The 24058-nt window shown below is 60.1% G+C and carries 21 protein-coding genes; 9 read left to right on the forward strand and 12 right to left on the reverse strand.

The genetic code is table 11. The features are described from left to right. Positions 1-154 precede the first annotated feature (154 nt). From KGB24_RS25440 to KGB24_RS25455, 4 genes are all read right to left on the reverse strand, one after another. Positions 155-1477, reverse strand: coding sequence for an MFS transporter (locus tag KGB24_RS25440; RefSeq protein WP_192417121.1), 1323 nt, complete (start codon positions 1475-1477; stop codon positions 155-157). Between the two features lie 297 nt (positions 1478-1774). Further along, positions 1775-3100: a sigma-54-dependent transcriptional regulator gene (locus KGB24_RS25445; protein ID WP_008031720.1), complete on the reverse strand. Its 1326-nt coding sequence runs from the start codon at positions 3098-3100 to the stop codon at positions 1775-1777. Then, positions 3094-4860, reverse strand: coding sequence for an ATP-binding protein (locus KGB24_RS25450; RefSeq protein WP_223416395.1), 1767 nt, complete (start codon positions 4858-4860; stop codon positions 3094-3096). The genes KGB24_RS25445 and KGB24_RS25450 overlap by 7 nt, the downstream gene beginning before the upstream one ends. A 232-nt stretch (positions 4861-5092) precedes the next feature. After that, positions 5093-6616, reverse strand: coding sequence for a fumarate hydratase (locus KGB24_RS25455; RefSeq protein ID WP_007898341.1), 1524 nt, complete (start codon positions 6614-6616; stop codon positions 5093-5095). Positions 6617-6960: 344 nt separating this feature from the next. Here KGB24_RS25455 and KGB24_RS25460 point away from each other — a divergent pair, with 344 nt between their 5' ends. The 4 genes from KGB24_RS25460 (at position 6961) to KGB24_RS25475 (ending at position 10418) form a co-directional block, all read left to right on the forward strand. Beyond that, the gene (locus tag KGB24_RS25460) at positions 6961-7389 is read left to right on the forward strand and encodes a hypothetical protein (RefSeq protein ID WP_223416396.1); all 429 of its coding nucleotides are present in this window, start codon (positions 6961-6963) and stop codon (positions 7387-7389) included. 216 nt (positions 7390-7605) lie between these two features. Next, the gene (locus KGB24_RS25465) at positions 7606-8712 is read left to right on the forward strand and encodes a GGDEF domain-containing protein (protein ID WP_008031716.1); all 1107 of its coding nucleotides are present in this window, start codon (positions 7606-7608) and stop codon (positions 8710-8712) included. Further along, positions 8705-9640, forward strand: a complete 936-nt coding sequence (locus KGB24_RS25470) for an iron-sulfur-binding ferredoxin reductase (protein WP_223416397.1) — start codon at positions 8705-8707, stop codon at positions 9638-9640. The genes KGB24_RS25465 and KGB24_RS25470 overlap by 8 nt, the downstream gene beginning before the upstream one ends. Before the next feature lie 28 nt (positions 9641-9668). Then, positions 9669-10418, forward strand: a complete 750-nt coding sequence (locus KGB24_RS25475) for an enoyl-CoA hydratase-related protein (protein ID WP_223416398.1) — start codon at positions 9669-9671, stop codon at positions 10416-10418. A gap of 179 nt (positions 10419-10597) precedes the next feature. Here the strand turns inward: KGB24_RS25475 and pyk are convergent, their stop codons facing one another. Further along, a complete protein-coding gene (gene pyk / locus KGB24_RS25480) occupies positions 10598-12049 on the reverse strand; it encodes a pyruvate kinase (RefSeq protein WP_008031711.1) in 1452 nt (483 codons plus the stop codon). A gap of 175 nt (positions 12050-12224) precedes the next feature. Here pyk and KGB24_RS25485 point away from each other — a divergent pair, with 175 nt between their 5' ends. Together KGB24_RS25485 and KGB24_RS25490 are read left to right on the forward strand one after the other, a co-directional pair. Further along, the gene (locus KGB24_RS25485; RefSeq protein ID WP_008031709.1) at positions 12225-12599 is read left to right on the forward strand and encodes a tetratricopeptide repeat protein; all 375 of its coding nucleotides are present in this window, start codon (positions 12225-12227) and stop codon (positions 12597-12599) included. A 249-nt stretch (positions 12600-12848) separates the two neighbouring features. Further along, positions 12849-13208, forward strand: a complete 360-nt coding sequence (locus KGB24_RS25490; RefSeq protein ID WP_032828936.1) for a PilZ domain-containing protein — start codon at positions 12849-12851, stop codon at positions 13206-13208. A gap of 75 nt (positions 13209-13283) precedes the next feature. Here KGB24_RS25490 and KGB24_RS25495 read toward each other — a convergent pair whose 3' ends face one another. The 6 genes from KGB24_RS25495 to KGB24_RS25520 are packed head-to-tail and all read right to left on the reverse strand — an operon-like array spanning position 13284 to position 20003. Continuing rightward, the gene (locus KGB24_RS25495) at positions 13284-14615 is read right to left on the reverse strand and encodes a DUF58 domain-containing protein (protein WP_223416399.1); all 1332 of its coding nucleotides are present in this window, start codon (positions 14613-14615) and stop codon (positions 13284-13286) included. Then, positions 14612-15613 carry an AAA family ATPase gene (locus tag KGB24_RS25500; RefSeq protein ID WP_008031702.1) on the reverse strand — a complete coding sequence of 334 codons (1002 nt, stop codon included), beginning with the start codon at positions 15611-15613 and terminating at the stop codon, positions 14612-14614. The genes KGB24_RS25495 and KGB24_RS25500 overlap by 4 nt, the downstream gene beginning before the upstream one ends. Further along, positions 15610-16773, reverse strand: coding sequence for a DUF4350 domain-containing protein (locus KGB24_RS25505; protein ID WP_223416400.1), 1164 nt, complete (start codon positions 16771-16773; stop codon positions 15610-15612). The genes KGB24_RS25500 and KGB24_RS25505 overlap by 4 nt, the downstream gene beginning before the upstream one ends. After that, a complete protein-coding gene (locus KGB24_RS25510) occupies positions 16770-18317 on the reverse strand; it encodes a DUF4129 domain-containing protein (RefSeq protein ID WP_223416401.1) in 1548 nt (515 codons plus the stop codon). The genes KGB24_RS25505 and KGB24_RS25510 overlap by 4 nt, the downstream gene beginning before the upstream one ends. Next, positions 18304-19281, reverse strand: coding sequence for a stage II sporulation protein M (locus KGB24_RS25515; protein ID WP_223416402.1), 978 nt, complete (start codon positions 19279-19281; stop codon positions 18304-18306). Before KGB24_RS25515 ends, KGB24_RS25510 begins: the two co-directional genes overlap by 14 nt. Next, the gene (locus KGB24_RS25520) at positions 19278-20003 is read right to left on the reverse strand and encodes an RDD family protein (protein ID WP_223416403.1); all 726 of its coding nucleotides are present in this window, start codon (positions 20001-20003) and stop codon (positions 19278-19280) included. Before KGB24_RS25520 ends, KGB24_RS25515 begins: the two co-directional genes overlap by 4 nt. Before the next feature lie 184 nt (positions 20004-20187). Between KGB24_RS25520 and sbcB the strand changes: the two genes are divergently transcribed. Further along, complete coding sequence (gene sbcB, locus KGB24_RS25525) at positions 20188-21618, forward strand: exodeoxyribonuclease I (RefSeq protein ID WP_223416404.1); 1431 nt, start codon at positions 20188-20190, stop codon at positions 21616-21618. Between the two features lie 99 nt (positions 21619-21717). Here sbcB and mvaT read toward each other — a convergent pair whose 3' ends face one another. After that, entirely contained in the window at positions 21718-22095 is a 378-nt protein-coding gene (gene mvaT, locus KGB24_RS25530) for a histone-like nucleoid-structuring protein MvaT (RefSeq protein ID WP_007933316.1), read from the reverse strand. Between the two features lie 339 nt (positions 22096-22434). Between mvaT and purU the strand changes: the two genes are divergently transcribed. Both purU and KGB24_RS25540 read left to right on the forward strand, forming a co-directional pair. Further along, positions 22435-23283: a formyltetrahydrofolate deformylase gene (gene purU / locus KGB24_RS25535; protein WP_008031689.1), complete on the forward strand. Its 849-nt coding sequence runs from the start codon at positions 22435-22437 to the stop codon at positions 23281-23283. 86 nt (positions 23284-23369) lie between these two features. Beyond that, positions 23370-23561: a hypothetical protein gene (locus tag KGB24_RS25540; RefSeq protein ID WP_008031687.1), complete on the forward strand. Its 192-nt coding sequence runs from the start codon at positions 23370-23372 to the stop codon at positions 23559-23561. The last annotated feature ends 497 nt before the right edge of the window (positions 23562-24058 follow it).

Genomic DNA, 24058 nt, shown 5'->3' on the forward strand with positions numbered 1-24058 from the left:
GCGTCAGATGGGTATAAGAGACAGGTGTCAGACACGTTGATGTTGACTGACACACCATCGCCAGCAAGCCGGCTCCTACAGGGTTTTGTGCTGGGGCAAAGAAAAGGGGCAGACCCGCTAAGGTCTGCCCCATTTTTTTGTTTCGCTGACGAGCTTAGTCCGTCTCGATCCGCGAATGTTTGCGGGTGTCTTTCATGGTGATATACACCAGCAACGACACGGCAATACACGCGGTGACATACCAGTAGTAACCGGTTTCCATGCCAATGCTCTTGAACCACAGCGCGATGTATTCAGCGGTGCCGCCGAAGATCGACACGGTCAGTGCGTACGGCAGGCCAACGCCCAGGGCGCGGATTTCGGTCGGGAACAGCTCGGCTTTCACCACGGCGTTGATCGAGGTGTAGCCGCTGACGATGATCAGCGCCGCCATGATCAGGAAGAATGCGCCCCACCACGACTGGATGGTGTGCAGCGTGGTCAGGATCGGCACGGTGAACAGCGTGCCAAGGATGCCGAAGGCAATCAGGATCGGCCGACGACCGACCTTGTCCGAGAGCCCGCCGATGATCGGTTGCAGGCACATGAACAGGAACAGCGTGGCAGCGGAAATGGTGGTGGAGTCGGAGATGCTCATGCCGACGGTGTTCACCAGGTATTTCTGCATGTACGTGGTGTAGGTGTAGAACGCCAGGGTGCCGCCCATAGTCAGGCCGACCACGGTCATCAGTTCCTTGGGATGGCGCATCAGCGTGCGCATGGCGCTTTCTTTTTTCTCTTTTTCGACCTTGGTGAACGACTCGGTCTCTTCCATGCCACGACGCAGGTAAAGCGCGACCACGGCACACAGCGCGCCGATGGCGAACGGAATACGCCAGCCCCACGCGTACAGCTCTTCGGTGGTCAGCACTTGTTGCAACACGATCAGCACCGCCAGTGCGATGAGCTGGCCGGAGATCAGGGTCACGTACTGGAAGCTGGAGTAGAAGCCGCGACGTTCCTTGGTCGCCATCTCGCTGAGGTAGGTGGCCGAGGTGCCGTATTCGCCACCGACCGACAGGCCTTGCAGCAGACGGGCGAACACCAGCAGGATCGGCGCGCCGATGCCGATGGTTTCATAACCGGGGCTCAGGGCAATCAGCAGCGAGCCGAAGCACATCAGGTACACCGAGGCCATCAACGCGCGTTTGCGCCCGGCCTTGTCGGCGTAGAGGCCCATCAGCCAGCCACCGATCGGGCGCATCAGGAAGCCCACGGCGAAGATCGCGGCGGTGTTCAGCAATTGTGCGGTGGTGTCGCCTTTGGGGAAAAACGCTTTGGCGAAGTACAGGGAGAAGGCGGCATAGACGTACCAGTCGTACCACTCGACCATGTTGCCGACCGAACCGCTGAAGATCGATTTGATACGACTGGCGGTGGTTCTTTCTTTGGCCGGCACGGCAGCCGACCCAAGGGGCAGGGCGTTGGAGTTATCCATTGAAGGATCCTTCGTTTAATTGTTTTTGTGGAGCGCGTTTAAACGCAGCCTGCAGGGGCTATAGCAGGAGCTGTGCCAACGGGGGGAGGGCCGGTTTAGAGGGGGGTGGAGGTTTTAGTGAGCGGAAATCCGCTTATGGCGTTCGGGTGGTCAAGCGGATTTCCGCGCACGGCGCCGACCCTGTAGGAGCTGGCTTGCCAGCGATGAACTCCGCAGCACTGCGTTTATCCAGCCTGTACGCGTAATCGTTAACGACCTTCGCTGGCAAGCCAGCTCCTACAGGTTATGTGTTGGCCGTTAGAGGAACATCTCGCGGGTCAGGCCATGCCGCTGCATCTTTTCATTGAACGTGCGGCGCGGCAGTTGCAGCTCTTCAAGCACCGCTTTCACATCGCCCTTGTGCCGCGTCAACGCCGCGCGCAGGCAATGCGCTTCGAACGCTTCCTGCTGCGCTGCCAGCGACTGCCCCGGATCGATGCCCGCAGGCGTGGGCTCTTCCAGCCCCAGCACTTGCCGTTCGGCCACGTTCGCCAGTTCGCGCACATTGCCCGGCCAGTCGTGACTCAACAGATGGCTTAACTGCGGGCCGCTCAGCGGCGCAATCGTGCGACCCAGCCGCTCGGCAGCCTTGTGCGCAAACGACTCGAACAACAACGGAATGTCTTCACGTCGATCACGCAACGGCGGCAAGCGCAACTCGGCCACGTTCAGCCGATAGGCCAGATCCTCGCGAAAACGCCCGGCCCGCGCCTCATCCAGCAAATCGGGTTTGGTCGCAGCGATGATCCGCAGGTCCACGCGAATGCTTTGATTGGACCCCAACCGCTCCAGCTTCTGCTCCTGCAACACCCGCAGCAATTTCACCTGCTGGGCCAACGGCATGCTTTCGATTTCATCGAGAAACAGCGTGCCGCCATCGGCGTATTCGAGCTTGCCGATGCGTTTGCCCTGAGCGCCGGTGAACGCGCCGCTCTCGTGTCCGAACAGCTCGGCCTCGAACAATTGCTCGGGAATCGCCGCACAGTTCAGCGCGACAAACGGCTTGTCGGCACGCGGACCGAAGTCGTGCAGGCAACGGGCGACCAGCTCCTTGCCGCTGCCGGTTTCACCGCGAATCAACACGTTGACCGGCAACGCCGCCAGATCCAGCACTTGCCGACGCAATGTCTGCAAGCCACGGGACACGCCGAGCAAGGTCGCGTCGAGTTTGGCGCGGTTATCGGCCTGTTCGTGCAACGCGCGGTTTTCCAGCACCAGTCGGCGCTTGTCCAGCGCACGGCGCAGACTGCCGAGCAGGGTTTCCGGGCTGAAGGGTTTTTCGAGAAAGTCGTAGGCGCCATCGCGCATCGCATCGACCGCCATTGGCACATCGCCGTGGCCGGTCAGCAGAATCACCGGCAAGTCGGCATCGCGGCGCTGCACTTCGGCGAGCAGTTCCAGCCCGGTCATGCCGGGCATGCGCACATCGCTGAGGATCACCCCGGGGAAATGCTTGGGCAACTGCGCCAGGCATTCATCGGCGCGGCTGAACAACTGCACCTCGAAACCCGACAGGCTCAGCCATTGTTCGACGGCACTGCGGATGCTGCTTTCGTCGTCGACCACCATCACAGAATTCAGCATGCGCCAGGCGCCTCCGGATCGATGGGCAGGGTGAGGGTGAACACCGCGCCGTTGTCGTGATTATCGGCGCTCAGGCGTCCGCCCGATTCGTGAACGATGGCAAAGGATACGGCCAGACCGATGCCCAGGCCATCGCCCACCGGTTTGGTGGTGAAAAACGGATCGAAGACCTTCGACAGATTTTCTTCGGCGATGCCGCCACCGTTGTCGATGACGCTCAGGCGCCAGAGTTGTTCGTCGGCTTCGAGGCGGATTTCCAGGCGTTTGCAGGGTTTATCCTGCATCGCATCCAGGGCATTGCGCAGCAGATTGATCAGCACCTGTTCCAGACGAATCGCATCGCCCCGCACCCACGCCGGGCGCGTCAGGTGCAGCACGGTGCTGACCTGTTCATCGCGCAGACGCGTGTCGAGCAGTTGCAGCGATTGGTCCACCACTGAAGCCAGGTCCAGGCGCTCGCGCAAGCCGCTGGGGCTTTTGCGGGCGAAGGTTTTCAGGTGGCCGGTGAGGGCGGCCATGCGCGTCAGCATTTCATCCACCGGTTTCAGTGCCTTGTAGGCGTCTTCGACCCGGCCGTGATCGAGCAGCAACCGCAGCGTCGCCAATTGCATGCGCTGGGCGGTCAACGGCTGATTGATTTCATGGGCCAGCGCTGCCGACATCTGGCCGAGGGCGGCAAGTTTGGCCGATTGCACCAGACCGTCCTGCGCCGTGCGCAGGTCGCGGGTGCGTTCTTCCACTAACTGTTCGAGCTCTTCGCGACTGCGCTGGCGCATCTTCGCCAGGCGCCAGCGCTGGTTGAGGAACAGCAACAGAAACACCAGCGTCAGCCACAGACCGGCAGCGGCGAGGGCGGCGTTGCGACTGTCTTCGAACGCCATTTGCGGACGACGCAGCAAGTGCAGCGTCCAGCCCTCGGCGGTCAGCGGCAGGGATTCCCACAGGTAATCCGCTTTGCCGTCCGGGCCTTCGACCCGGGCCAGTTCGCTGTTGTCGTCGAAGCGCCGCAATGATTGATAGCCGAGCAGCGTCAGCGGCTGCTTGTCGTATTGGCGGGTGGCCTTGAGTTCGGCGTGGTCGCTTTCACTCAGCGGTTTCAACTGGCGATAGCGCCAGCCCGGTTGATTGGCGATGAAGATGATCCCGCGTGCATCGCTGACCAGCAGCGTGTCGCTGCCCTGACGCCATTCGCGCTCCAGTTCGGGAAATTCGAGCTTCACCACCATCGCGCCGAGAAACTTCCCGCCGTCATCGGTGACGGCGCTGGACAGGAAGTAACCGGGAATCCCGCTGGTCACGCCCACGGCATAAAATCGCCCGGTGCCCTGGGTGCGGGTCTGGCTGAAGTAGGGGCGAAAACCATAGTTGTGACCGACGTAACTGCTGGGCAAACGCCAGTTGCTCGCCGCCACGGCGAGGCCAGTGTGATCGAGCAGTTCCAGGGTCGAGGACTCGGCGGCGCCGTTGATCTTTTCCAGTTTGCGGTTCAGCACGTCCTGCTGTTCCGGTGTCACCGGACCGTTTAGCGCCGAACGCAGCTCCGGGTCCAGCGCCAGCACGGCGGGCAGGGCGCGGTAGCGTTCGATCAGGGTGTGCAGGGACGTGGCGTACAGGCCCAGTTGCAGATTGGCGCGGGCCGCGTCTTCCACCAGGGCCTGGCGCTCGGCGTGGCGCATGGCGAGTGTGGCGGCGAGGGCTGCACCGGCGAGGATAAGAAAGGTGTACAGCGTCAGGCGCAGGGTGCGAGGGATCTCAAACATGCTGGGCGTTACACAATGTGTACGGAGGGCGCGCACCATAACATGAGCGCGCTTTCCCCTGTAGGAGTGAGCCTGCTCGCGATGGACTCCGGAACGCCGCGTTTATCCAGATTACACGCGTTATCGTTGACGACTATCGCGAGCAGGCTCGCTCCTACAGGGGGGATGAGTGGGCAATAAAAAAGGCGACAGGAGCATGACCCCTGTCGCCTTTGCTTGGTCGGTGAAGCGCTTACTGCACTTCTACCGCCAGGCTTTCACTGATCTTTTGCTGCCAGATGGCAGGACCGGTGATGTGGACCGATTCACCCTTGCTATCAACGGCAACGGTAACCGGCATGTCCTTCACGTCGAACTCGTAGATGGCTTCCATCCCCAGTTCAGCGAAAGCCACCACGCGGGATTTCTTGATGGCTTGTGCCACCAGGTAAGCCGCGCCGCCCACTGCCATCAGGTAAACGGCTTTGTGGTCCTTGATCGCTTCGATAGCGGTCGGGCCGCGTTCGGATTTGCCGATCATGCCCAACAGGCCGGTTTGCTCGAGGATCTGACGGGTGAACTTGTCCATCCGCGTCGCAGTAGTCGGACCGGCAGGGCCAACCACTTCTTCGCGCACCGGATCGACCGGGCCGACGTAATAGATGAAGCGACCCTTGAGGTCCACCGGCAGGGTTTCACCCTTGTTCAGCATCTCGACCATGCGCTTGTGCGCGGCGTCGCGACCGGTGAGCATTTTGCCGTTGAGCAGGACGGTTTCGCCCGGCTTCCAGCTTTGCACTTCTTCCGGCGTCAGGGTGTCGAGGTTGACGCGACGGGCCGACGGGCCTGCTTCCCAGACGATTTCCGGGTAGGCGTCCAGCGGTGGCGCTTCCAGCGAAGCCGGGCCTGAACCGTCGAGCACGAAGTGCGCGTGACGGGTGGCGGCGCAGTTCGGGATCATGCACACCGGCAACGAAGCGGCGTGGGTCGGGTAATCCATGATCTTCACGTCGAGCACGGTGGTCAGGCCACCGAGGCCCTGGGCGCCGATGCCCAGTTGGTTGACCTTCTCGAACAGTTCCAGACGCATCTCTTCGATACGGTTGGACGGGCCGCGCTTCTTCAGCTCGTGAATGTCGATGGATTCCATCAACACTTCCTTGGCCATGACCGCGGCTTTCTCGGCGGTGCCGCCGATGCCGATGCCGAGCATGCCCGGTGGGCACCAGCCGGCGCCCATGGTCGGAACGGTCTTCAGCACCCAGTCGACGATCGAGTCGGACGGGTTGAGCATGGCCATTTTCGACTTGTTCTCGGAACCGCCGCCCTTGGCCGCTACGTCCACTTCCACGGTGTTACCCGGAACGATGGAGTAGTGGATCACGGCCGGAGTGTTGTCCTTGGTGTTTTTACGAGCGCCCGCCGGGTCGGCGAGGATCGAGGCACGCAGGACGTTTTCCGGCAGGTTGTAAGCCCGGCGCACGCCTTCGTTGATCATGTCGTCGAGGCCCATGGTGGCGCCATCCCAACGCACGTCCATGCCCACGCGAACGAACACGGTGACGATGCCGGTGTCCTGGCAGATCGGACGGTGGCCGGTGGCGCACATGCGCGAGTTGATCAGGATTTGCGCCATCGAGTCACGGGCCGCTGGCGATTCTTCGCGCAGGTAGGCTTCGTGCATCGCCTGGATGAAATCCACGGGGTGGTAATAGGAAATGAATTGCAGGGCGTCGGCAACGCTCTGAATCAGGTCGTCTTGCTTGATCACGGTCATGAGTCGCGCTCCTCTAAAAGACGGGAACATTCAATAAGGTGCTTGCAGCTTGGGTGCATCGGTCGGTTGCAAGCACCTTTCAAGGCACGCCGGGCATGCTGGCGCGACGCTAAAAAGGCGCGGCAGTATAACGCGCCTCGCAGGCGGGCACACGCGCCGGCAGTCAATCGTTGGTCGTAGACTTCCCGAAACTCCCGGGCACGGAAAGAGGGCTTCACCCGTTAAGGTATAAAAAAGATATTTTTATACCTGTCATTTTTGACAGTGCGCAGAAAGACAGTCGCGTTGTAGGGTGAAGTCGCAGTCAATAAGGCTGCCTAAAAATAACTTGCGGGGTTGATGCGATGAATATCTTCGAAAAAAACGATGCCATGCCGAGTCTGGAGGAAGTCACGAATTTTATTCGGACTCCTAGATCAAAAGCTACTGGCCACATCTCCTTTACTTATGGACGCGAGAGATACAGCTGGAAACACGTGCTGCTTGTAGAGATGGCACGCATGGTATTAACCGCTACGCACGATGATTCGGGTGACCCGCTGAACGGCACCCTAATGTTCACTTTTCCACTCACTCTCAAAGCAGGAGAGTCGATGAATTTTGGGTTGGGTAATAATGCAGCATGTGTTTTTGTTTTTGGTTCATTTCCGTCGTTTCCAGCCTTTGGCCTTGTTTTTAAGTTGACACATTCCACGCCTCTAAAGCATTACAAAGGTACTTTCAGTTGTGCAAATATGCTTTTGTCTGACGGCGAATTTGATATCTCTCTTTGACACCGAAAGCCCGCAAGGGACGTTCATTTAATCTGGATGTCCCAGCGGATGGTTTACGCACCAATCGTCAGCGATCTTGATAGAGGGAAAACAAGTGCTACAGGACGCGCGAAGTGGCATAAACATCTACCCAATTATGATTCGTCTGACTACAGTGGCATTCGGTCTGTAGAGTACGACACGCGGTCAGCCTCCTTTCGCACGGTGAGTCAACGATTGACCCATAACGCTATCCAGCGCCTTTTGCTCAAACGTTTTGCCCTTGCGGCCGGCACCTACGCCCTGGCTCTACTGCTGCTGTGGCTGGCGTTTTTCACCGGTCATTACGATGAACCCCTGGCGAATGTCGCCGTCGGCAGCGCACTGGTGGTCATCAGTCAGGCGGCACTGTTCGCGGTGTTTTACAGCGGTTGCAACCTGCGTTTTTCCGACCCCAGCCTGACCGAAGCACAAGTGTTGCTGGGGCTGGGCTGGCAAACCTGGCTGATCGCCAATCTGGATGAGGCACGTGGCGCGTTCCTGGTGTTCTACGTGCTGATTCTGTTGTTCGGGCTGTTTCACCTGTCGCGTCGGGCCTTTTTGCGGTGTGCGCTGTTGGTGTTTTTCAGTTTCAGCGCGATCACGCTGTGGGAGGGTTACCACTTCCAGTTGGCCGATCCGGCGCTGGCCGCGTTGCAGGTGTGCGTGCTGTTTATCGTGCTGGTCTGGCTGGAGCTTTACGCCCGTTACGTCCAGGCCTCACGCCTGCGGATGCGGCAGCGTCGCTTTGCCTTGCAGGCGCATCAGGACACCCTGCGCGGAATGATGCGCCAGCTCGAAGACCTGGTGGCCACCGACGAATTGACCGGGCTGTTCAATCGCCGGCATTTCCTGCGCCTGGCCTCCCGTGAGCTCAACGCCATGGAACCCGGCGTGCTGCATGGCCTGGCGCTGATCGACCTCGATCACTTCAAACGCATCAACGACATGCACGGCCACGCTGCTGGCGATCAAGTGCTGCAAGCCTTCGCCGGTGTGGCCAGCGCCTGCCTGCGCGAGGGCGATGTACTGGCCCGTTATGGCGGCGAAGAGTTCGTGGTGTTGCTGCCCGATTGCAGCGGCGAACGCCTGACCTCCTGCTGCGAACGGCTGCGCATTGCCTTCACCGATGTCGAGTTGATCGGCCTGAAGGTCGGAAATCTCAGCCTGTCGGCGGGCATGACGCTGCTGGAGCCGGGCGACGATCTCGACGATGCCTTGCAACGTGCCGATCAGGCGCTCTATCGCGCCAAACGCGACGGCCGCAATCGTTGCGCGGCCGCGTGGGAGAACGTCGATGCCTGAGTTGCGGGTCGGCGATCGTCAATGGTCGGTGGCAGTGGGCAGCAACCTGCTCGACGCGTTGAATCAAAACGGCGTGTCCGTTCCCTACAGTTGCCGCGCCGGCAGTTGCCATGCGTGCCTGGTGCAATGCATGCAAGGATTGCCGAGTGATAGCCGCCCCGATGCCTTGAGTGCAGAACAGCGTCAGCAAGGCTGGCGCCTGGCGTGCCAGTGTCAGGTGGTCGAGGATTTGCAGGTGCATGCCTTCGATCCGCTACAGGACGGCAGCCCGGCCGAGGTCGCCGCCCTCGATTGGTTGAGCAGCAGCGTGTTGCGTTTGCGCCTGACCCCTCAGCGTCCGTTGCGCTACAGCGCCGGGCAGCATCTGGTGTTGTGGGCCGGTCACGTGGCGCGGCCATATTCCCTCGCCAGCCTGCCGGGAGAAGACCGCTTTCTGGAGTTTCACCTTGATTGTCGCCAGCCCGGTGCATTCAGTGATGCTGCGCGTCAGTTGCAGATCGGCGACTCGCTGCGTCTCGGCGAACTGCGTGGCGGCGCGCTGCATTACGACGCCGACTGGCACACCCGGCCGCTGTGGCTGATGGCCGCCGGCACCGGGCTGGGTCCGTTGTTTGGCGTTTTGCGTGAAGCCCTGCGCCAGGATCATCAGGGCGCCATCCGCGTCATTCACCTGGCCCATGATGCCGATGAGCATTATCTGGCCAAACCCCTGCAAGCCATGGCCGCCAGCCGCCCGAACCTCAGCATCGAGCTGTGGACACCGACCGAGTTGCCCGCGGCTTTGGCGCAACTGCGGCTTGTTTCCCGGCAAACCCTGGCCTTACTCTGCGGGGCCCCCGACAGCGTCGACGCCTTCGCCCGGCGCCTGTACCTGGCGGGACTGCCGCGCAATCAACTGCTGGCCGACGTCTTCCTGCCCCGCGGTTGAGCGCTGATTTTCAGACGCGAGACCGACCATGACCGATGCCATCCAGATTGAACGCGAACGCGGCCTGCTGACCCTGCGCCTCAATCGCCCTGACAAGAAAAACGCCCTGACCCGGGCGATGTACAGCCACTTGGCCGAGGCGTTGAAACAGGCTGACACCGACCCTGAAATCAACGCCGTGCTGATCACCGGTTCCGCCGAGTGCTTCACCGCCGGCAACGACATTGCAGACTTCATTCAACAACCGCCGGGCAACCTCGACAGCCCGGTGTTCCACTTCATGCTCAACCTGCTCGAATGCCGCAAACCGGTGGTCGCTGCCGTGGCTGGCGCCGCCGTGGGAATCGGCACGACGCTGCTGCTGCATTGTGATCTGGTGTATGTCAGCCGTGATGCGCGCTTGCGCATGCCCTTCGTCAACCTCGGCTTATGCCCGGAATTCGGTTCCAGCCTGCTTTTACCTCGATTGCTCGGGCATGCCAAAGCGGCGCAATTGTTGTTGCTCGGTGAAGGTTTCAGCGGTGAACAAGCGGCCGAGTGGGGCATTGCGACCGAAGCGCTGGGCAGTGGCGAAGCGGCGTTGGCCAAGGCGCGGGAGATGGCATTGAGGTTTGAGTCCCTGCCACCGGAAGCGGTGCGCATCAGCAAGCAGCTGATGAAAGCCCCGGACCGGGAGCAATTGCGCAAGGTGATAGAAGAAGAGGGCGCGTTGTTCACCCAGCGGTTGCGCTCGCCGGAAGCGATTGCGGCGTTGTCGGGGTTTATCAACCGGCATTGAATTTACGGTGCCTGATCTGGCCTCATCGCTGGCAAGCCAGCTCCTACAGGGTGATCACCGCTCCTGTAGGAGCTGGCTTGCCAGCGATGGGGCCCGCGCAAACAACACACCTTCTGGATCAGAAAGCAAAAAGCCCCGCCATTCACATGGCGGGGCTTTCTTTTTCAGCAACCGGTCACTCAGACCATCGGATCGCCGACGTGCAGGATTTTCATCCCGTTGGTGCCGCCGGTGGTGTGGTAGCTGTCGCCCTTGGTCAGGATGACCCAGTCGCCTTTTTCCACTACGCCACGCTTGACCAGTTCGTCGATTGCCGCCTGGCTGACTTCATTTGGCGCCAGCGAAGCCGGGTCGAACGGAATGGTGTACACGCCACGGAACATAGCGGCGCGCGCCTGAGCTTCGCGGTGTGGGGTGAACGCGTAGATCGGCACCGAGGAACGGATCCGCGACATGATCAGCGGGGTGTAGCCGCTTTCGGTCAACGCGATGATGGCCTTCACGCCCGGGAAGTGGTTGGCGGTGTACATGGTCGCCAGCGCAATGCTCTCGTCACAGCGCTGGAACTCTTTGCCGATGCGATGGCTGGAGGTCTTGCTGGTCGGGTGCTTTTCAGCGCCGACGCAAATGCGCGCCATCGCTTGCACAGCTTCCAGCGGGTACAGACCGGCAGCACTTTCCGCCGACAGCATGACCGCGTCGGTGTAGTCGAGCACGGCGTTGGCTACGTCGGACACTTCGGCGCGGGTCGGCATCGGGTTCTGGATCATCGACTCCATCATCTGGGTCGCCACGATCACTGCCTTGTTGTGGCGGCGAGCGTGCAGAATGATCTTCTTCTGAATGCCCACCAGCTCGGCATCGCCGATTTCCACGCCCAGGTCACCACGGGCCACCATCACTGCGTCGGACGCATTGATCAGGCCATCGAGGGTTTCGTCGTCGGCCACGGCTTCGGCACGTTCGATCTTCGCCACCAGCCAGGCAGTACCGCCGGCCTCGTCGCGCAGCTTACGGGCGTATTCCATGTCGGCGGCATCGCGCGGGAAGGACACCGCGAGGTAGTCGACTTCCATCTCGGCAGCGAGCTTGATGTCGGCCTTGTCTTTCTCGGTCAGGGCTGGAGCGGTCAAGCCGCCGCCGCGACGGTTGATGCCTTTATGGTCGGACAGCGGGCCGCCGATGGTCACGGTGCAGTTCAGTTCGGTGGCGGTGGCGGTATCGACGCGCATCACCACGCGGCCGTCGTCGAGCAGCAGCTCGTCGCCCACGCCGCAGTCTTTTACCAGGTCCGGGTAGTCGATGCCGACCACTTGCTGGTTGCCTTCGGTCAGAGGATGGCTGGTAGAGAAGGTGAATTGATCACCGATCTTCAGCTCGATCTTCTTGTTGGCGAATTTGGCGATACGGATTTTCGGGCCTTGCAGGTCACCCAGCAGGGCAACGAAGCGGCCGTGCTTGGCAGCGAGGTCCCGCACCAGCTTCGCACGAGCCTTGTGCTCGTCGGGGGTGCCGTGGGAGAAGTTCAGGCGGGCGACGTCCAGGCCAGCCAGAATCAGCTGTTCGAGAACTTCCGGCGAGTTACTGGCCGGGCCAAGGGTAGCGACGATTTTGGTACGACGGACGGACATGCAAAGACTCCTGAGTTCAAGCGCTGAGTGAGGCTACTATGGTCCGTGGGTGTAGTCATTGTTCATGTGCACTACTTTTTGTGAGGAGCTTTGTTATTCGCTTCTTTCTTTAAATGAACATTCCTGAAGATTTTCGCCTACGGGTCGATACAGAGCTCAAGACAGGAGAACCCCCATGCGATTCGTGCTCATAGCCGCCCTTGCCCTCAGTGTCGTGGGCTGCACCCGTTTCTCGATGAACCATCATTTGAATAATGCCTACAGTGCTTACGACCGTGGCAATTGCGAGCAAGTGACGCTCGAACTGTCCAAAGTCGAACGCGCCAGCCGCGCACGGCCTTACGTATGGCCAGAAGTGTCGATGCTGCGCGGTTTGTGCCTGGAACGGCAGAAAATGTTCGTGGATGCGGCGCAAACCTACCAGTTCATCCAGGCGTCGTACCCGCAAAGCGAGTACGCCTACCGCGCCCGCGCCCGGCTGGAAACCTTGCAGTCGCTGGGTCACTACCCGCTGCGCAGTGCGGCGGCGGTGCGCCCTACGCGGTTCTGATTGCAGCGGTCATTCAACCACTGGCTCACCGGCGGTGGTGAGCTATAGTCGAATAACCGGTTTAGAGCCTTGTTTCTAAATCGACGTAACACCTGTGATCGGCAGGCGTAGGCGGCAGCGGTTCCATGGACTGCCGCACCGGGATCGGGGAGAGCGCGCTCATTGCCTGGCCCTTGTGATAACGGCAGGCAGGCCCGTTCCGAAGCATTAGTGCGGCCCTGCTTAAGGGCCTTGCGTAGCGAAATCAGCATGTTCACTGACCGCCGGATCGAGCGGCATCAACTGCCGTATTTTCTGAAAGTGTTCAACAGCGTCACCGACAAACCGATTGGTTTCCTGGGCAACGTCTCTGAAGACGGGCTGATGCTCATCAGTCAGTTACCGATGATGATCGGTGCCGATTTTGATCTGCGCCTGAAAATCCCCATGGCCGATGGCTGCCAGCAGGTCATCGACCTCAAGGCCTGCTGCCTGTGGTGCCACGAAGATGCGACACCTCACCACTATGACGCCGGGTTCAGCCTGCAATGGGCACCGCCGGAGTTTGGGCAATTGGTGGAGGCGTTGAAGCAGTACTTCAGTTTTCAGCCGTTGCCGGCGTCTGCCTGAGAGCTGCAGGCGATTTTCCAATCGCCTTCGCCGGCTTGCCGACGAAGGCGTCGGTTCAAACTCGAATCACATCCACTAGAACACCCCGGCCTTCTTCCATTCCAGGTAGCGTGTCACCAGCGCGGCGCCCAGTTCATGAGGGCTTGCATCCAGTACCGGCACGTCATGGGCATTCAGCCGTTCATGAAGTTCGGCCCGTGTATTCAAGAAGTCCACCGTCCCGCAATAGACCAGTGCATCGGACAAGGTCTGCACGGTTGTCTGACGCAGGTTGTCTAGTACGCCTTCGCGCAGGCTCGCGACCAGTACCCGATGCTGCTTGCTCAGGCGTTTGACAGCCGTGAGCAGCTCCTCGTCGTCTTCGTCCCGCAGATTGGTCATCAACACCACTAGCGAGCGGCGTTTTTGTCGGGCCAGCAGATGAGTTGCCGCGGCTTGATAGTCAGCGCTGCGTTGGGTGCTGTTCAGGTCGTAGACCGTGTTGAGCAACACATTGAGTTGCCCGGCTCCTTTCACCGGTGCGAGATAACGCGGCTGATCGCTGGCAAAGGTGCTCAGACCCACCGCATCACCCTGGCGCAACGCCACGTAACTCAACAGCAGGCACGCATTGAGCGCGTGATCAAAATGCGCCAGTTCGCCGTCCTGACTGCGCATGCGCCGTCCGCAATCGAGCATGAAAATGATCTGCTGATCGCGCTCGTCCTGATATTCCCGGGCAATCGGGGTGCGCTGGCGGGCGGTGGCTTTCCAGTCGATCTGGCGCAGGCTGTCGCCTTCGCGAAACTCCCGTAGCTGATGAAACTCCAGACCCAGGCCACGTCGTTGCCGCTGGCGTACGCCGAGCTGGCTGAGCCAGTTGTCCACCGCCAGCAGTTGGCCGCCGTAGAGGCGGGCGAAGTCGGGGTAGACGCGGGTGTGATCGGTGACGCTCAGAAGCCGTTTGCCGGACCACAGGCCCAATGGGCTGGGCAGGTTGATTTCGCAGTGATCGAAGCTGAAGTGGCCACGCTTGAGCGGGCGCAGGCGATAGCCGACCTGGCTGTGCTGGCCGGGCTGAAGTTCGACTGACAGGGGGAGGTTTTCGAAGTTCAGGCCGTCGGGGACGTGGTCGAAAACCTGGATTGTCAGTGGTTGGGGAAAGTTGTGCCCGACCTCAAGTCGGACTTCGCTCCAGCGACCGAGGGCCAGGCTGCCGGGCATTTGTCGTGTTATCCGGGGCGAGTGCAGGCGTGCGAGGCGGATAGCATCGAGTATTGCCAGGGCCAGTAGCGCCAGCAATAAACCCCATTGGATCGACAACAGGCTTGAGGGCAGCGCAATGTCCAGTGCGCGCAAGGTGCCCAGCACGATGCCGATGACCAGCAGGATTGCGAGCCAGATCAGCAGCAGGCGCGAGGGTTTCACAGACGTGGCGCCGGCACTTGATCGAGCAGTTGCCGCAGCACGTGATCGACCTCCAGCCCTTCGATATCCAGCTCCGGCGCAATGCGTACGCGATGGCGCAACACCGCCAGCGCGCAACCCTTGATGTCATCCGGAATCACGAATTCGCCGCCGCGCAACAAGGCGCGTGCTCGTGCGCAGCGCACCAGCGCGATGGACGCCCGAGGCCCGGCGCCGAGGGTCAGGCCGGGCCAGCTGCGGGTGGTGCGGGCCAGGCGCACGGCGTAGTCGAGGACCTGATCGTCCAGCGGCAAATCACTGGCGATGCGTTGCAAGGCCAGCACGTCCTTGGCTTGCAACACGGTGCGCAGGGGTTGCACATCGAGCATGTCGGCCCGGGTCGAGCGGCTGACCTGACGCACCATGTTCAGCTCTTGTTCGGCGTCGGGGTAGTCCATGCGCACCTTGAGCATGAAGCGGTCGAGCTCGGCTTCCGGCAGCGGGTAAGTGCCTTCCTGTTCGATGGGGTTTTGCGTGGCGAGCACCATGAACGGTTGCGCGATGGGCAGGGCGCGGCCTTCGAGGGTGACTTGCCGTTCCTGCATGGCTTCGAGCAGCGCCGCCTGGGTTTTCGCCGGGGCGCGGTTGATTTCGTCGGCGAGCAACAGGTTGGTGAACAATGGCCCTTTGCGCAGTTTGAATTGCTCGGTTTGCAGGTCGTACACCGCGTGGCCGGTGACGTCGCTGGGCATCAGGTCCGGGGTGAACTGAATGCGCGCGAATTCGCCACCGAAGCAGCGGGCGAGGGCGCGCACCAACAAGGTCTTGCCCAGCCCCGGCACGCCTTCGAGCAGCACATGACCGCCGGCAATCAACGCGGTGAGTACGTCATCGATCACCGTGTTCTGACCGATCACGGCTTTTTGCAATTCAACTCTAACTGCTTGGGCCAGGTAACTGGCGCGCTGGCGTTGCTGCTCGGCATGGCTAGGCGCGCCGGGCTCGATCTGTTCACTCATAAGGCGTTCCTCAAGGTTTGCAGGTGGGCGACCTGACGGCTGAATTCAACGCTGGACAGCCGTTGCTTCGGTCGCGGGCTCATGGCCTGGCTGATAGCGCGTGTGGGTTGGCCGGTCAGGCGTGCGAGCACCAGCCATTGTTCGGCGACGCCGAGTTGTTCAAAACCGGGATGACGGCGCCGCACCCGGCGCAGGATGTCTTGCTGCAAGGCTTGCAGCAGACTGTCCTGGCCGCTGCGGCGCAAGATGAAATCGGCGCTGGCACGCAGGTGTTCCTGAAGTTGTCGACGGGCTCTCGGTGCCGGTTCATTCAATGGGCCGTGGCGCACGCCAACATGCCAGAGGCCAAGGCCGATCAGGGCGATGAGCGCGACCAATGCCTGGGGGAAATAGCGCAGCAACAAGGTCAACAGGCTGTCGTGATCGGTGTTGAACAGCAGCGTCACCTGGGTGTCCGCGGTCAGGTACCAGAGCAGCCAGGCATTGTCGTACTGGTCGATGGCCGGTGTTTTCCACAGGTCGGCGTCGGTGACCACGATGATCGAGCCGAGCCCTTGGTTGAGCTGCATCATGTGCGTGGCCTTGCCACTGTTAGCCCAGGCTTGCGCGAGATTGTTCGGGTCTTCGAGATGGAACGCGGTATTGAAGGTGGCGTAGGCCGGGGCGTCTTCATCCTCAAGATACAGTTTGGTCAGGTTGGGGTAAGGATCCTCGCCGGTAGCGGGTGGCGGGTCCTTGAGGTCTTTGCTCAGTGACTGGTGCACCTGCACCCGGTCGAGCAGCAAGTCATTGCTTTGGCCAAGTTTTTCATCCCACAGTGATTCGGCGATGAACAACAGACGCCCACCGGCGCGGGTCCAGTTCATCACTTGGTCAATTTGCCGTGGCGTCATGTTGTACCGGTCGCCGAGCAATAAAAGGCTGTGCTGGCGCGGGTCCAGCGTCGGCAGCACGTCGAGGCTGTTGGCATGTCCGACGGTCAGGCCCTGTTTGCGCAGGAAGTGTTCGGCGGCCAGATAAGGGTTGGCCTGGGCTTCGGGCGAAGGGCCGTGATCGATGTCTGTCTGATAGGGCGTTGCCTTGAAGAACAGATAAACACTCAGCGCAGCCAACAGCACGGCGATGAACACGCCGACCGCCAGCCAGAGACGCCGGTTCAATGCGCCTCTCCCGGGCTGAACAACGCCCGCCAGCCGTCACAGAGTTCCTGTTGCACCTGCGCGGGGGGCAGGCGATGCCCGTAGGCCATGTTCTGCCAGTGCCCCGTCAGTTTTTTGCTGAAAGTCAGCAGCGCGGGTTGCTGCAGGTGTTCAACGCGCGCCAGCACTTCGCCTTCGGTGTCGGCCGGTTTCAGCGCCATGTTGTAGTCGTGCAGCAAGTGACTGAGCAGGGCGCGATAAAGCAATCCGAGAGCTTCACGCGGGTTGGTTTGCCAGAGGCTTTCCGCACTGGCGGCGATGTCGGCAGGCAGGGTTTCACGGTTGAGATCCAGGCCGAATGCTTGCTGTGGCAGCGGCCGTGCAACTTTGCGCGGCAACCTCGGTCGGCGACTGACGAACGCCTGCAACCAGTCGCGGTAACGCCAGATCAACAAACTGATTACCCCGATCACCGTACCCCACAGCAGCACTTCAATCAGGGCCGCCAATGCACCGAAACGCTGGTTATCCAGCAACTTGAGCAGCGCCTTCAGCCACTCGGGGGCCTTGCCATCGTCCGGTGTTTCGGCGGCGGGTTTGTCTTCGCCGCCAAAACGATAGCGGGTGACCGTTTCCTTGTTCTTGAACGGCGGCTGATCGAGGATAGCCTTGATGCTGTCCCGGGACGCCTGGCTGGTCAGAGGCTGGTCCAGCAGGCGCGGGCTGTCCGGTGAGATTGCGGGCTCGGCGGCCCACACGGTTTGCGCCGCTGGCATCGACAGAAAAGCGGCCATCAGCAACACGACAGCGGTACTGCTCAAGCGTTGGCGCAGACGGCGGAACACCAACTCGATATCCCAGGCTTCCAGCACCGTGCGCCGGTTCAGATAAAGGCTGAAGCCGCAGGCCACGTAAACCGGTTCCCACACCACGAGCACCAACACGTAAAACACGTTGGTCAGGTGTTCCAGCCAGCGCCAGTCTTGTGTGGCGGCGGACAGCAGCGTTTGCCAGCTCCAGTCCAATTCAACCTGTTGCGGCAGAAACAGATAAAACAGCACCATCAGGCCGACCCACAGTGCACTTTCCAGATGCACGCCGATGATCGTCAGCCAGCGCGCCGCGCCGCCGTCGCGTTGCAACAGCACCTGCAAGCGCTGTTGCCGCGCTTGCCCACTCAGGCCTTCGAGTTGCACCACCGGCATCAGGAAACTGCGACTCAGACTCAAGCGTCGCCAGGTCAGACTGGCGAGCAGTTGTGGCTTGAGCAGTCGCGGCCATTGGCGCAGCGCCTGTTTCAAGGTGGGCGTTTCACCGAACATGGCTTTGGACAGGATGTACAGCGGCAGGCGTTCGAACGCCGGTTTCAGCCACCAGAAAATGAAGGCGGCGAGGGACGGTGAATCCCACAACAACAAGGTGAGCAGGGCGAAAACCGGCAAGGTCACGATGGCCCAACTGGTCATCAACAGGCGTCGGTGCCGCTGACTCAGCAGGACGCCGAGGTCCATGGCTTCCCAGGTTGTTCGAGGGCGGATCACCACGGTCGCGTCACTCAGGCGCATGACGACTCCGTCCGGCAAACAGCAGATACATTGCTACCAAAAACCACAGCGTCGCGCCGACCAGATATTTGGTCATCGGTGCCGGCCCGGTCATGGATGACCAGTAGGCTTCGATAAATGCAGCGATCAACAGAAACAGCATGACCCCGCAAATCAGTAATACGCTTTTGCGCGCCGCGACTCGCAAGGCTTCGGCGCGTGGCAGGCGCCCCGGTGCGATCAGTGCCCAGCCCAGTTGCAGGCCGGCGGCACCCGCCAGGGCAATGGCACTGAGTTCGAAAGCACCGTGGCCGATCACGAACGACCAGAAGGTTTGCCCGTAGCCGAGCTGTGTCAGGTGCCCGGCCACCGCGCCGATCATCAAGCCATTGAAGAACAGGAAAAACGCGCTGCCCAGGCCAAACAGCAAACCGCTGGCGAACGTCTGAAAAGCGATGCCGATGTTGTGCATGATGTAGAAGCCGAACATCACCCAGTCTTCACTGGCCGCCCGTTCCGCGGAGCGACCCAGGTGTCCGGCGTTGGGGTCGTACATGCTTTGCATGTCGCTGACCTGTTGTGCCGGGATCAGGTTGTAGACCAGGTCCGGGAACAGATACACCAGCAGCGCGAAGCCGATCAGGCTGCCGAAAAACATCAGGCTGGCGGCCAGCACGAAGCGCCACTGTTCGCGCACCAGCCGCGGAAAATCCGCGAGGATGAAGCCGAGCACATTGGCACCCAGGCGGCTGCGATGTCGATAAAGTTGTTGATGCCCGCGCAGGACCTGTTGCTGCAACGAGTCGATCAGGAAACTGCTGTATCCACGCTCCTGAGCCAACGCCAGGTGCTGGCAGAGCCGGCGATAGTCTTTCGCAAAACTGGCGACACGTGAGGTGTCTTTGTTGCGCTCCAGCCTGTCGAGCATGAGGGAAAACTGCGTCCATTCAGCCTTGTGGCGATTCTCGAAAAGACTTTGCTTCATGCGGGACCCAACAAGCCGCGGGCGATGCCGTTGAGTTCCGCCACCGCCCGTGGTGCTGGGACGTTCAACGGTTGGGCGAGGATAGAGGCAAGTTCATTGACCCGCGCTTCTGAGAGTTCACCCTGGCGTTCGGCAAACCCGAGGATGGCGCGTTGCTCGGTCAGCGTCATGGCGAAGGCCGGACGTCGCGGTTCGGCGTCGGGCACTTGCGGTCGGGTGAGCGGCTGTTCGCGGTAGATGACCAGCGTGCCGGCGGCCAGGTCGCCGAGGCGTTTGAAGCTGGGGTGTTGCAGGCAACTGATGGCGCCGAGGAAATAGCCGAACGGCAACAGGTCGACAAATCGCAGCAGGTTGCGCAACAGCGAAGCGGACCAGCCGATCGGCGTGCCGTCATCCTGCACCACCCGCAGGCCCATCCATTGCTTGCCCGGCGAGCGCCCCTGATTGAGCACTTCGAACAACACCATGTACCACCAGCTCACTGCGAACAGCAGGATCGAGCCCAGCCCTGCACCGAGTTTCCCCAGAAACGCGAGGACGATAAACAGCAGACCCAGAATCAGCCCGCGCAGCCCGAGGTCGATGGAGAACGCCAGCGCACGGACCATCAACCCGGCCGGGCGCAGTGGCAAGTCGATGCCTTCCGGCGTTTCAACCTGATACCGCGTTTCCAGTGGCGGGGACAGCTTCGCTTTCCTTTGCAGTGCTGTGGTCTCGAGCATGGGCAACCTGATGATGTGGCCTGATCGGGATTCTCTGTGCGTCCGATGCTAGCAGCCTCACGGGGGGAAACGACATAACTATGTATTGCACGGTGCGTGGTCATAGGTGATTGAATGCAAGATTACTGGCCGGGGCGGGATGTGAACGCCTAGACTTCGCCGATCTTCAGTTCAGGAATAGCCCGTGACCTCGATCTTCTGGTACGACTATGAAACCACCGGCATCAACCCGCGTTGCGACCGTCCACTGCAAGTGGCGGGGCTGCGCACTGACTTTGATCTCAATGTCATGGACGAGCCGGTCAATCTTTATTGCCAGCCCAGTGAAGACATCCTGCCGCATCCGGCGGCCTGCGCGATCACCGGCATTACGCCGGGCCAACTGACCGAGCACGGTTTGAGCGAAGCCGATTTCATGACTCGGGTACACGCGCAACTGGCGGCACCGGGCACTTGTGGCGCGGGTTACAACACCTTGCGTTTCGACGACGAGATGACTCGTTACAGCCTGTACCGAAATTTCTTCGACCCCTATGCCCGCGAGTGGCAGGGCGGTAACAGTCGTTGGGACCTGATCGATGTGGTGCGTGCGGCGTATGCCTTGCGGCCCGATGGCCTGGTTTGGCCGACGGATGACGAAGGGCGGGTGACGCTCAAACTCGAACGCCTGACCGCCGCCAACGGCATCGATCACGGCAATGCTCACGAAGCGCTGTCGGACGTTCGCGCGACCATCGCACTGGCACGTCTGATTCGGGAAAAACAGCCGAAGCTCTACGACTGGCTGTTTCAGTTGCGCAGCAAACAAAAGGTGATGGATCAGATTCGGCTGTTGCAGCCGATGGTGCACATTTCCGGGCGTTTTTCGGCGGCACGCAGTTATGTCGGCGTGGTGTTGCCGCTGGCCTGGCATCCGCGCAACAAGAACGCGCTGATTGTCTGTGACCTGCACCTGGATCCCCAAGGGTTGTTCGACCTGGATGCCGAGACCTTGCGCCAGCGTTTGTATACCCGTCGCGATGAACTGGCCGAAGGCGAACTGCCGGTACCGCTCAAACTCATCCACATCAACAAATGCCCGGTGGTGGCGCCGTTGTCGGTGCTTCGTCCCGATGATCAGCAACGACTGGGGCTGGATATGGCGCTTTATCAGGAACGCACGCTGCGACTAAGTGCCGCACAAACAATTTGGCGAGATAAAGTTCAGGCCATTTATGCCCGAGAGGATTTCGCTCAGAGCCAAGACCCTGAACAACAGTTATACGATGGTTTTATCGGTGATCGGGACCGGCGTCTTTGTGAGCAAGTCCGGGCGGCTGACCCGGCGCAATTAGCGCAAGAGCAATGGCCTTTCGATGATGAACGTTTGCCTGAATTATTGTTTCGATATCGCGCACGTAACTTTCCCGAAACGTTGAGTTTCGAAGAGCAAGAACGCTGGCGAGTATTCTGTCAGCAACGTTTGTCAGCGCCCGAGTGCGGGGCGCCCAATACCCTGGAAGCATTTGTAGAAGCTGCAGCCCAATTGAACATTACTGCGACGCCATTCCAGCAAGAGGTGCTCAATGAGTGGAACAATTATGTCCAGGCATTGCGCAAACGTTTGAATCTTTGAAAATGAAAATGCACGGGCCTGAATCTCGGGCATAAAAAAACGCCAGCGATTGCTGGCGTTCTTTTTTGTCGCGGATGGGTCTGCGGCAAGCTTTGCGGCTTAGCCCAGCAGGGTAGCCCAGCCTTCAACCACGTCGCCGCCCCACTTGGCTTTCCACTCTTTCAGAGTTTTGTGGTTGCCACCTTTGGTTTCGATGACTTCGCCGTTGTGCGGGTTTTTGTATTGTTTAACTTTGCGAGCACGCTTGGTGCCAGTAGTTTTTACTGCGCCGCCGCGTGGTGCTTTGGTTTTGGATTCTGGATCCAACAGCGCAATGATGTCACGCAGGGACTTGGAGTATTCGCCCATCAGGGTGCGCAGTTTGCCTTCGAATTCCAGCTCGGTTTGCAGTTTGTCGTCTTGGGACAGGTTCTTCAAACGGGCTTGCAGCTCTTTGATAGCTTCTTCGGTGGCACGATATTCGTTGATCAAGGACATGGGGACTACCTTATGTTGTGCGCTGGATGGCAGGGGACAGTGCGGCAATAATAGTCAGGGTGTTTCATCAAGTAAACATTTAACCGGGGTTTATTTAAATTAGTTGCGATGAATAGGGCGCAAATTGGATGTGCAGTTAAATAGTGTGACGCAGGTATCACAGATATTCACAATTGAATGCTTGAAGAATGCTTACAGGATCACCATCGCGCAGGTAACCGACAGCCCTCAACGCTTGTGCCAGCGGCCCTCGCTCAACGCGAGGTGTCATCTATACTGCAGTTTTTTTGCGCAATCGCTAGAATGGCGGCCTTTGCGAAGTTCTGGAGTTTCCCCCTCATGCGCACTTTTCGGCTGGTGATTGCTTGCCCGGACCGCGTCGGCATCGTTGCTAAAGTCAGTAACTTTCTGGCGTCACATAACGGCTGGATCACTGAAGCGAGCCATCACTCGGACAATCTCAGCGGCTGGTTTTTCATGCGTCACGAAATTCGTGCCGACTCGCTGCCTTTTGGTATCGAGGCTTTCCGCGAGGCGTTCGCGCCGATTGCCGAAGAGTTCTCGATGAACTGGCGCATTACCGATACCGCGCAGAAGAAGCGTGTGGTGTTGATGGCAAGCCGTGAATCTCATTGCCTGGCCGACTTGCTGCACCGCTGGCACAGCGATGAACTGGATTGCGAAATCTCCTGTGTGATTTCCAACCATGATGATTTGCGCAGCATGGTTGAGTGGCACGGCATTCCTTACTACCACGTACCGGTCAATCCGCAGGATAAAGAGCCGGCGTTTGCCGAAGTCTCGCGTCTGGTCAAACAGCACGATGCCGAAGTGGTGGTACTTGCCCGTTACATGCAAATCCTGCCGCCCGAGTTGTGCAGCGAATATGCGCACAAGGTCATCAACATTCACCACAGCTTCCTGCCGTCGTTCGTCGGCGCCAAGCCATATCACCAGGCTTCCATGCGTGGGGTGAAGTTGATCGGTGCGACGTGTCACTACGTGACCGAAGAACTGGACGCCGGCCCGATCATCGAGCAAGACGTTGTGCGCGTCAGCCACAGTGACAGCATCGAAGACATGGTGCGTTTCGGTCGCGATGTCGAGAAAATGGTACTGGCCCGCGGTCTGCGGTATCACTTGGAGGACCGGGTGTTGGTGCACGGTAATAAGACTGTAGTGTTCTGACCACCACACGCCGCGGTTGAAATTCGAAGGGCCTGGGCGTTCAATCGTTCCAGGCCCTTCGCCGTTTCTGCACTGAGGACATGACCATGGCTGATCCACTGGACAAAGCTACTTCCAAGGCTCCCGCGACATTGGGGGAGGGGTGTTTGAGCCGTTATGATCCGGATGATATGAGCGCCGAAGACGGTACGGAATTTCCCGGTGCGGCGGAGTTGTGGGAGCAGTTGAATCCTGAGCCTGATTCTGTAGGAGCCGGCTTGCCGGCGAAGCGGTCTTGAGGTCTGGTGCCGGGTTGCTTTGATTGTGTACATATCCGTTTCTGCGGTAACGGCGGCTATTGGTTTCGCCCTTACGGCGAGTCACTTTCGAAAAGCGCGAAAGTAACCAAAGCGCTCTTGCCCCTTTCGTTCGGTGGCTCGCTAAGGCTCGCCATGCCCTCGCTCCGGTCCTGCTCCGTGGGCCCGCCGCGATCGGCCATCCTTGGCCGTGCGCGGCTAACCCGGCATCCATGCCGGGTTGCCCACTGCGCAGAACCTCCACTCAGCCTCTCGAGGGGGCGTGCACCTCAAGATCAAAAGCGGAAGGCGAGCTAACGCTCGGCCTGATGAGTGGTGAAAATCAACAGCACACGCGATTCCCTGTAGGAGTCGGCTTGCCGGCGAAAAACGCCCAGACACCGCGTTGATTCAGACACCCCGCGTTATCGTTGACGTCCATCGCTGGCAAGCCAGCTCCTACAATTTTGAATCGTGTGAACCCAATCCCCGTGTAGGAG

The sequence above is a fragment of the Pseudomonas sp. BF-RE-25 genome, from assembly GCF_019956105.1.
Lineage (GTDB): Bacteria > Pseudomonadota > Gammaproteobacteria > Pseudomonadales > Pseudomonadaceae > Aquipseudomonas > Aquipseudomonas migulae.

Coding starts and splice junctions, on each gene's coding strand:
- KGB24_RS25440 (WP_192417121.1), bottom strand. CDS start 1,477: ATGGATAACTCCAACGCCCTGCCCCTTGGGTCGGCTGCCGTGCCGGCC.
- KGB24_RS25445 (WP_008031720.1), bottom strand. CDS start 3,100: ATGCTGAATTCTGTGATGGTGGTCGACGACGAAAGCAGCATCCGCAGT.
- KGB24_RS25450 (WP_223416395.1), bottom strand. CDS start 4,860: ATGTTTGAGATCCCTCGCACCCTGCGCCTGACGCTGTACACCTTTCTT.
- KGB24_RS25455 (WP_007898341.1), bottom strand. CDS start 6,616: ATGACCGTGATCAAGCAAGACGACCTGATTCAGAGCGTTGCCGACGCC.
- KGB24_RS25460 (WP_223416396.1), top strand. CDS start 6,961: ATGAATATCTTCGAAAAAAACGATGCCATGCCGAGTCTGGAGGAAGTC.
- KGB24_RS25470 (WP_223416397.1), top strand. CDS start 8,705: ATGCCTGAGTTGCGGGTCGGCGATCGTCAATGGTCGGTGGCAGTGGGC.
- KGB24_RS25475 (WP_223416398.1), top strand. CDS start 9,669: ATGACCGATGCCATCCAGATTGAACGCGAACGCGGCCTGCTGACCCTG.
- pyk (WP_008031711.1), bottom strand. CDS start 12,049: ATGTCCGTCCGTCGTACCAAAATCGTCGCTACCCTTGGCCCGGCCAGT.
- KGB24_RS25485 (WP_008031709.1), top strand. CDS start 12,225: ATGCGATTCGTGCTCATAGCCGCCCTTGCCCTCAGTGTCGTGGGCTGC.
- KGB24_RS25490 (WP_032828936.1), top strand. CDS start 12,849: ATGTTCACTGACCGCCGGATCGAGCGGCATCAACTGCCGTATTTTCTG.
- KGB24_RS25500 (WP_008031702.1), bottom strand. CDS start 15,613: ATGAGTGAACAGATCGAGCCCGGCGCGCCTAGCCATGCCGAGCAGCAA.
- KGB24_RS25510 (WP_223416401.1), bottom strand. CDS start 18,317: ATGCGCCTGAGTGACGCGACCGTGGTGATCCGCCCTCGAACAACCTGG.
- KGB24_RS25515 (WP_223416402.1), bottom strand. CDS start 19,281: ATGAAGCAAAGTCTTTTCGAGAATCGCCACAAGGCTGAATGGACGCAG.
- KGB24_RS25520 (WP_223416403.1), bottom strand. CDS start 20,003: ATGCTCGAGACCACAGCACTGCAAAGGAAAGCGAAGCTGTCCCCGCCA.
- mvaT (WP_007933316.1), bottom strand. CDS start 22,095: ATGTCCTTGATCAACGAATATCGTGCCACCGAAGAAGCTATCAAAGAG.
- purU (WP_008031689.1), top strand. CDS start 22,435: ATGCGCACTTTTCGGCTGGTGATTGCTTGCCCGGACCGCGTCGGCATC.
- KGB24_RS25540 (WP_008031687.1), top strand. CDS start 23,370: ATGGCTGATCCACTGGACAAAGCTACTTCCAAGGCTCCCGCGACATTG.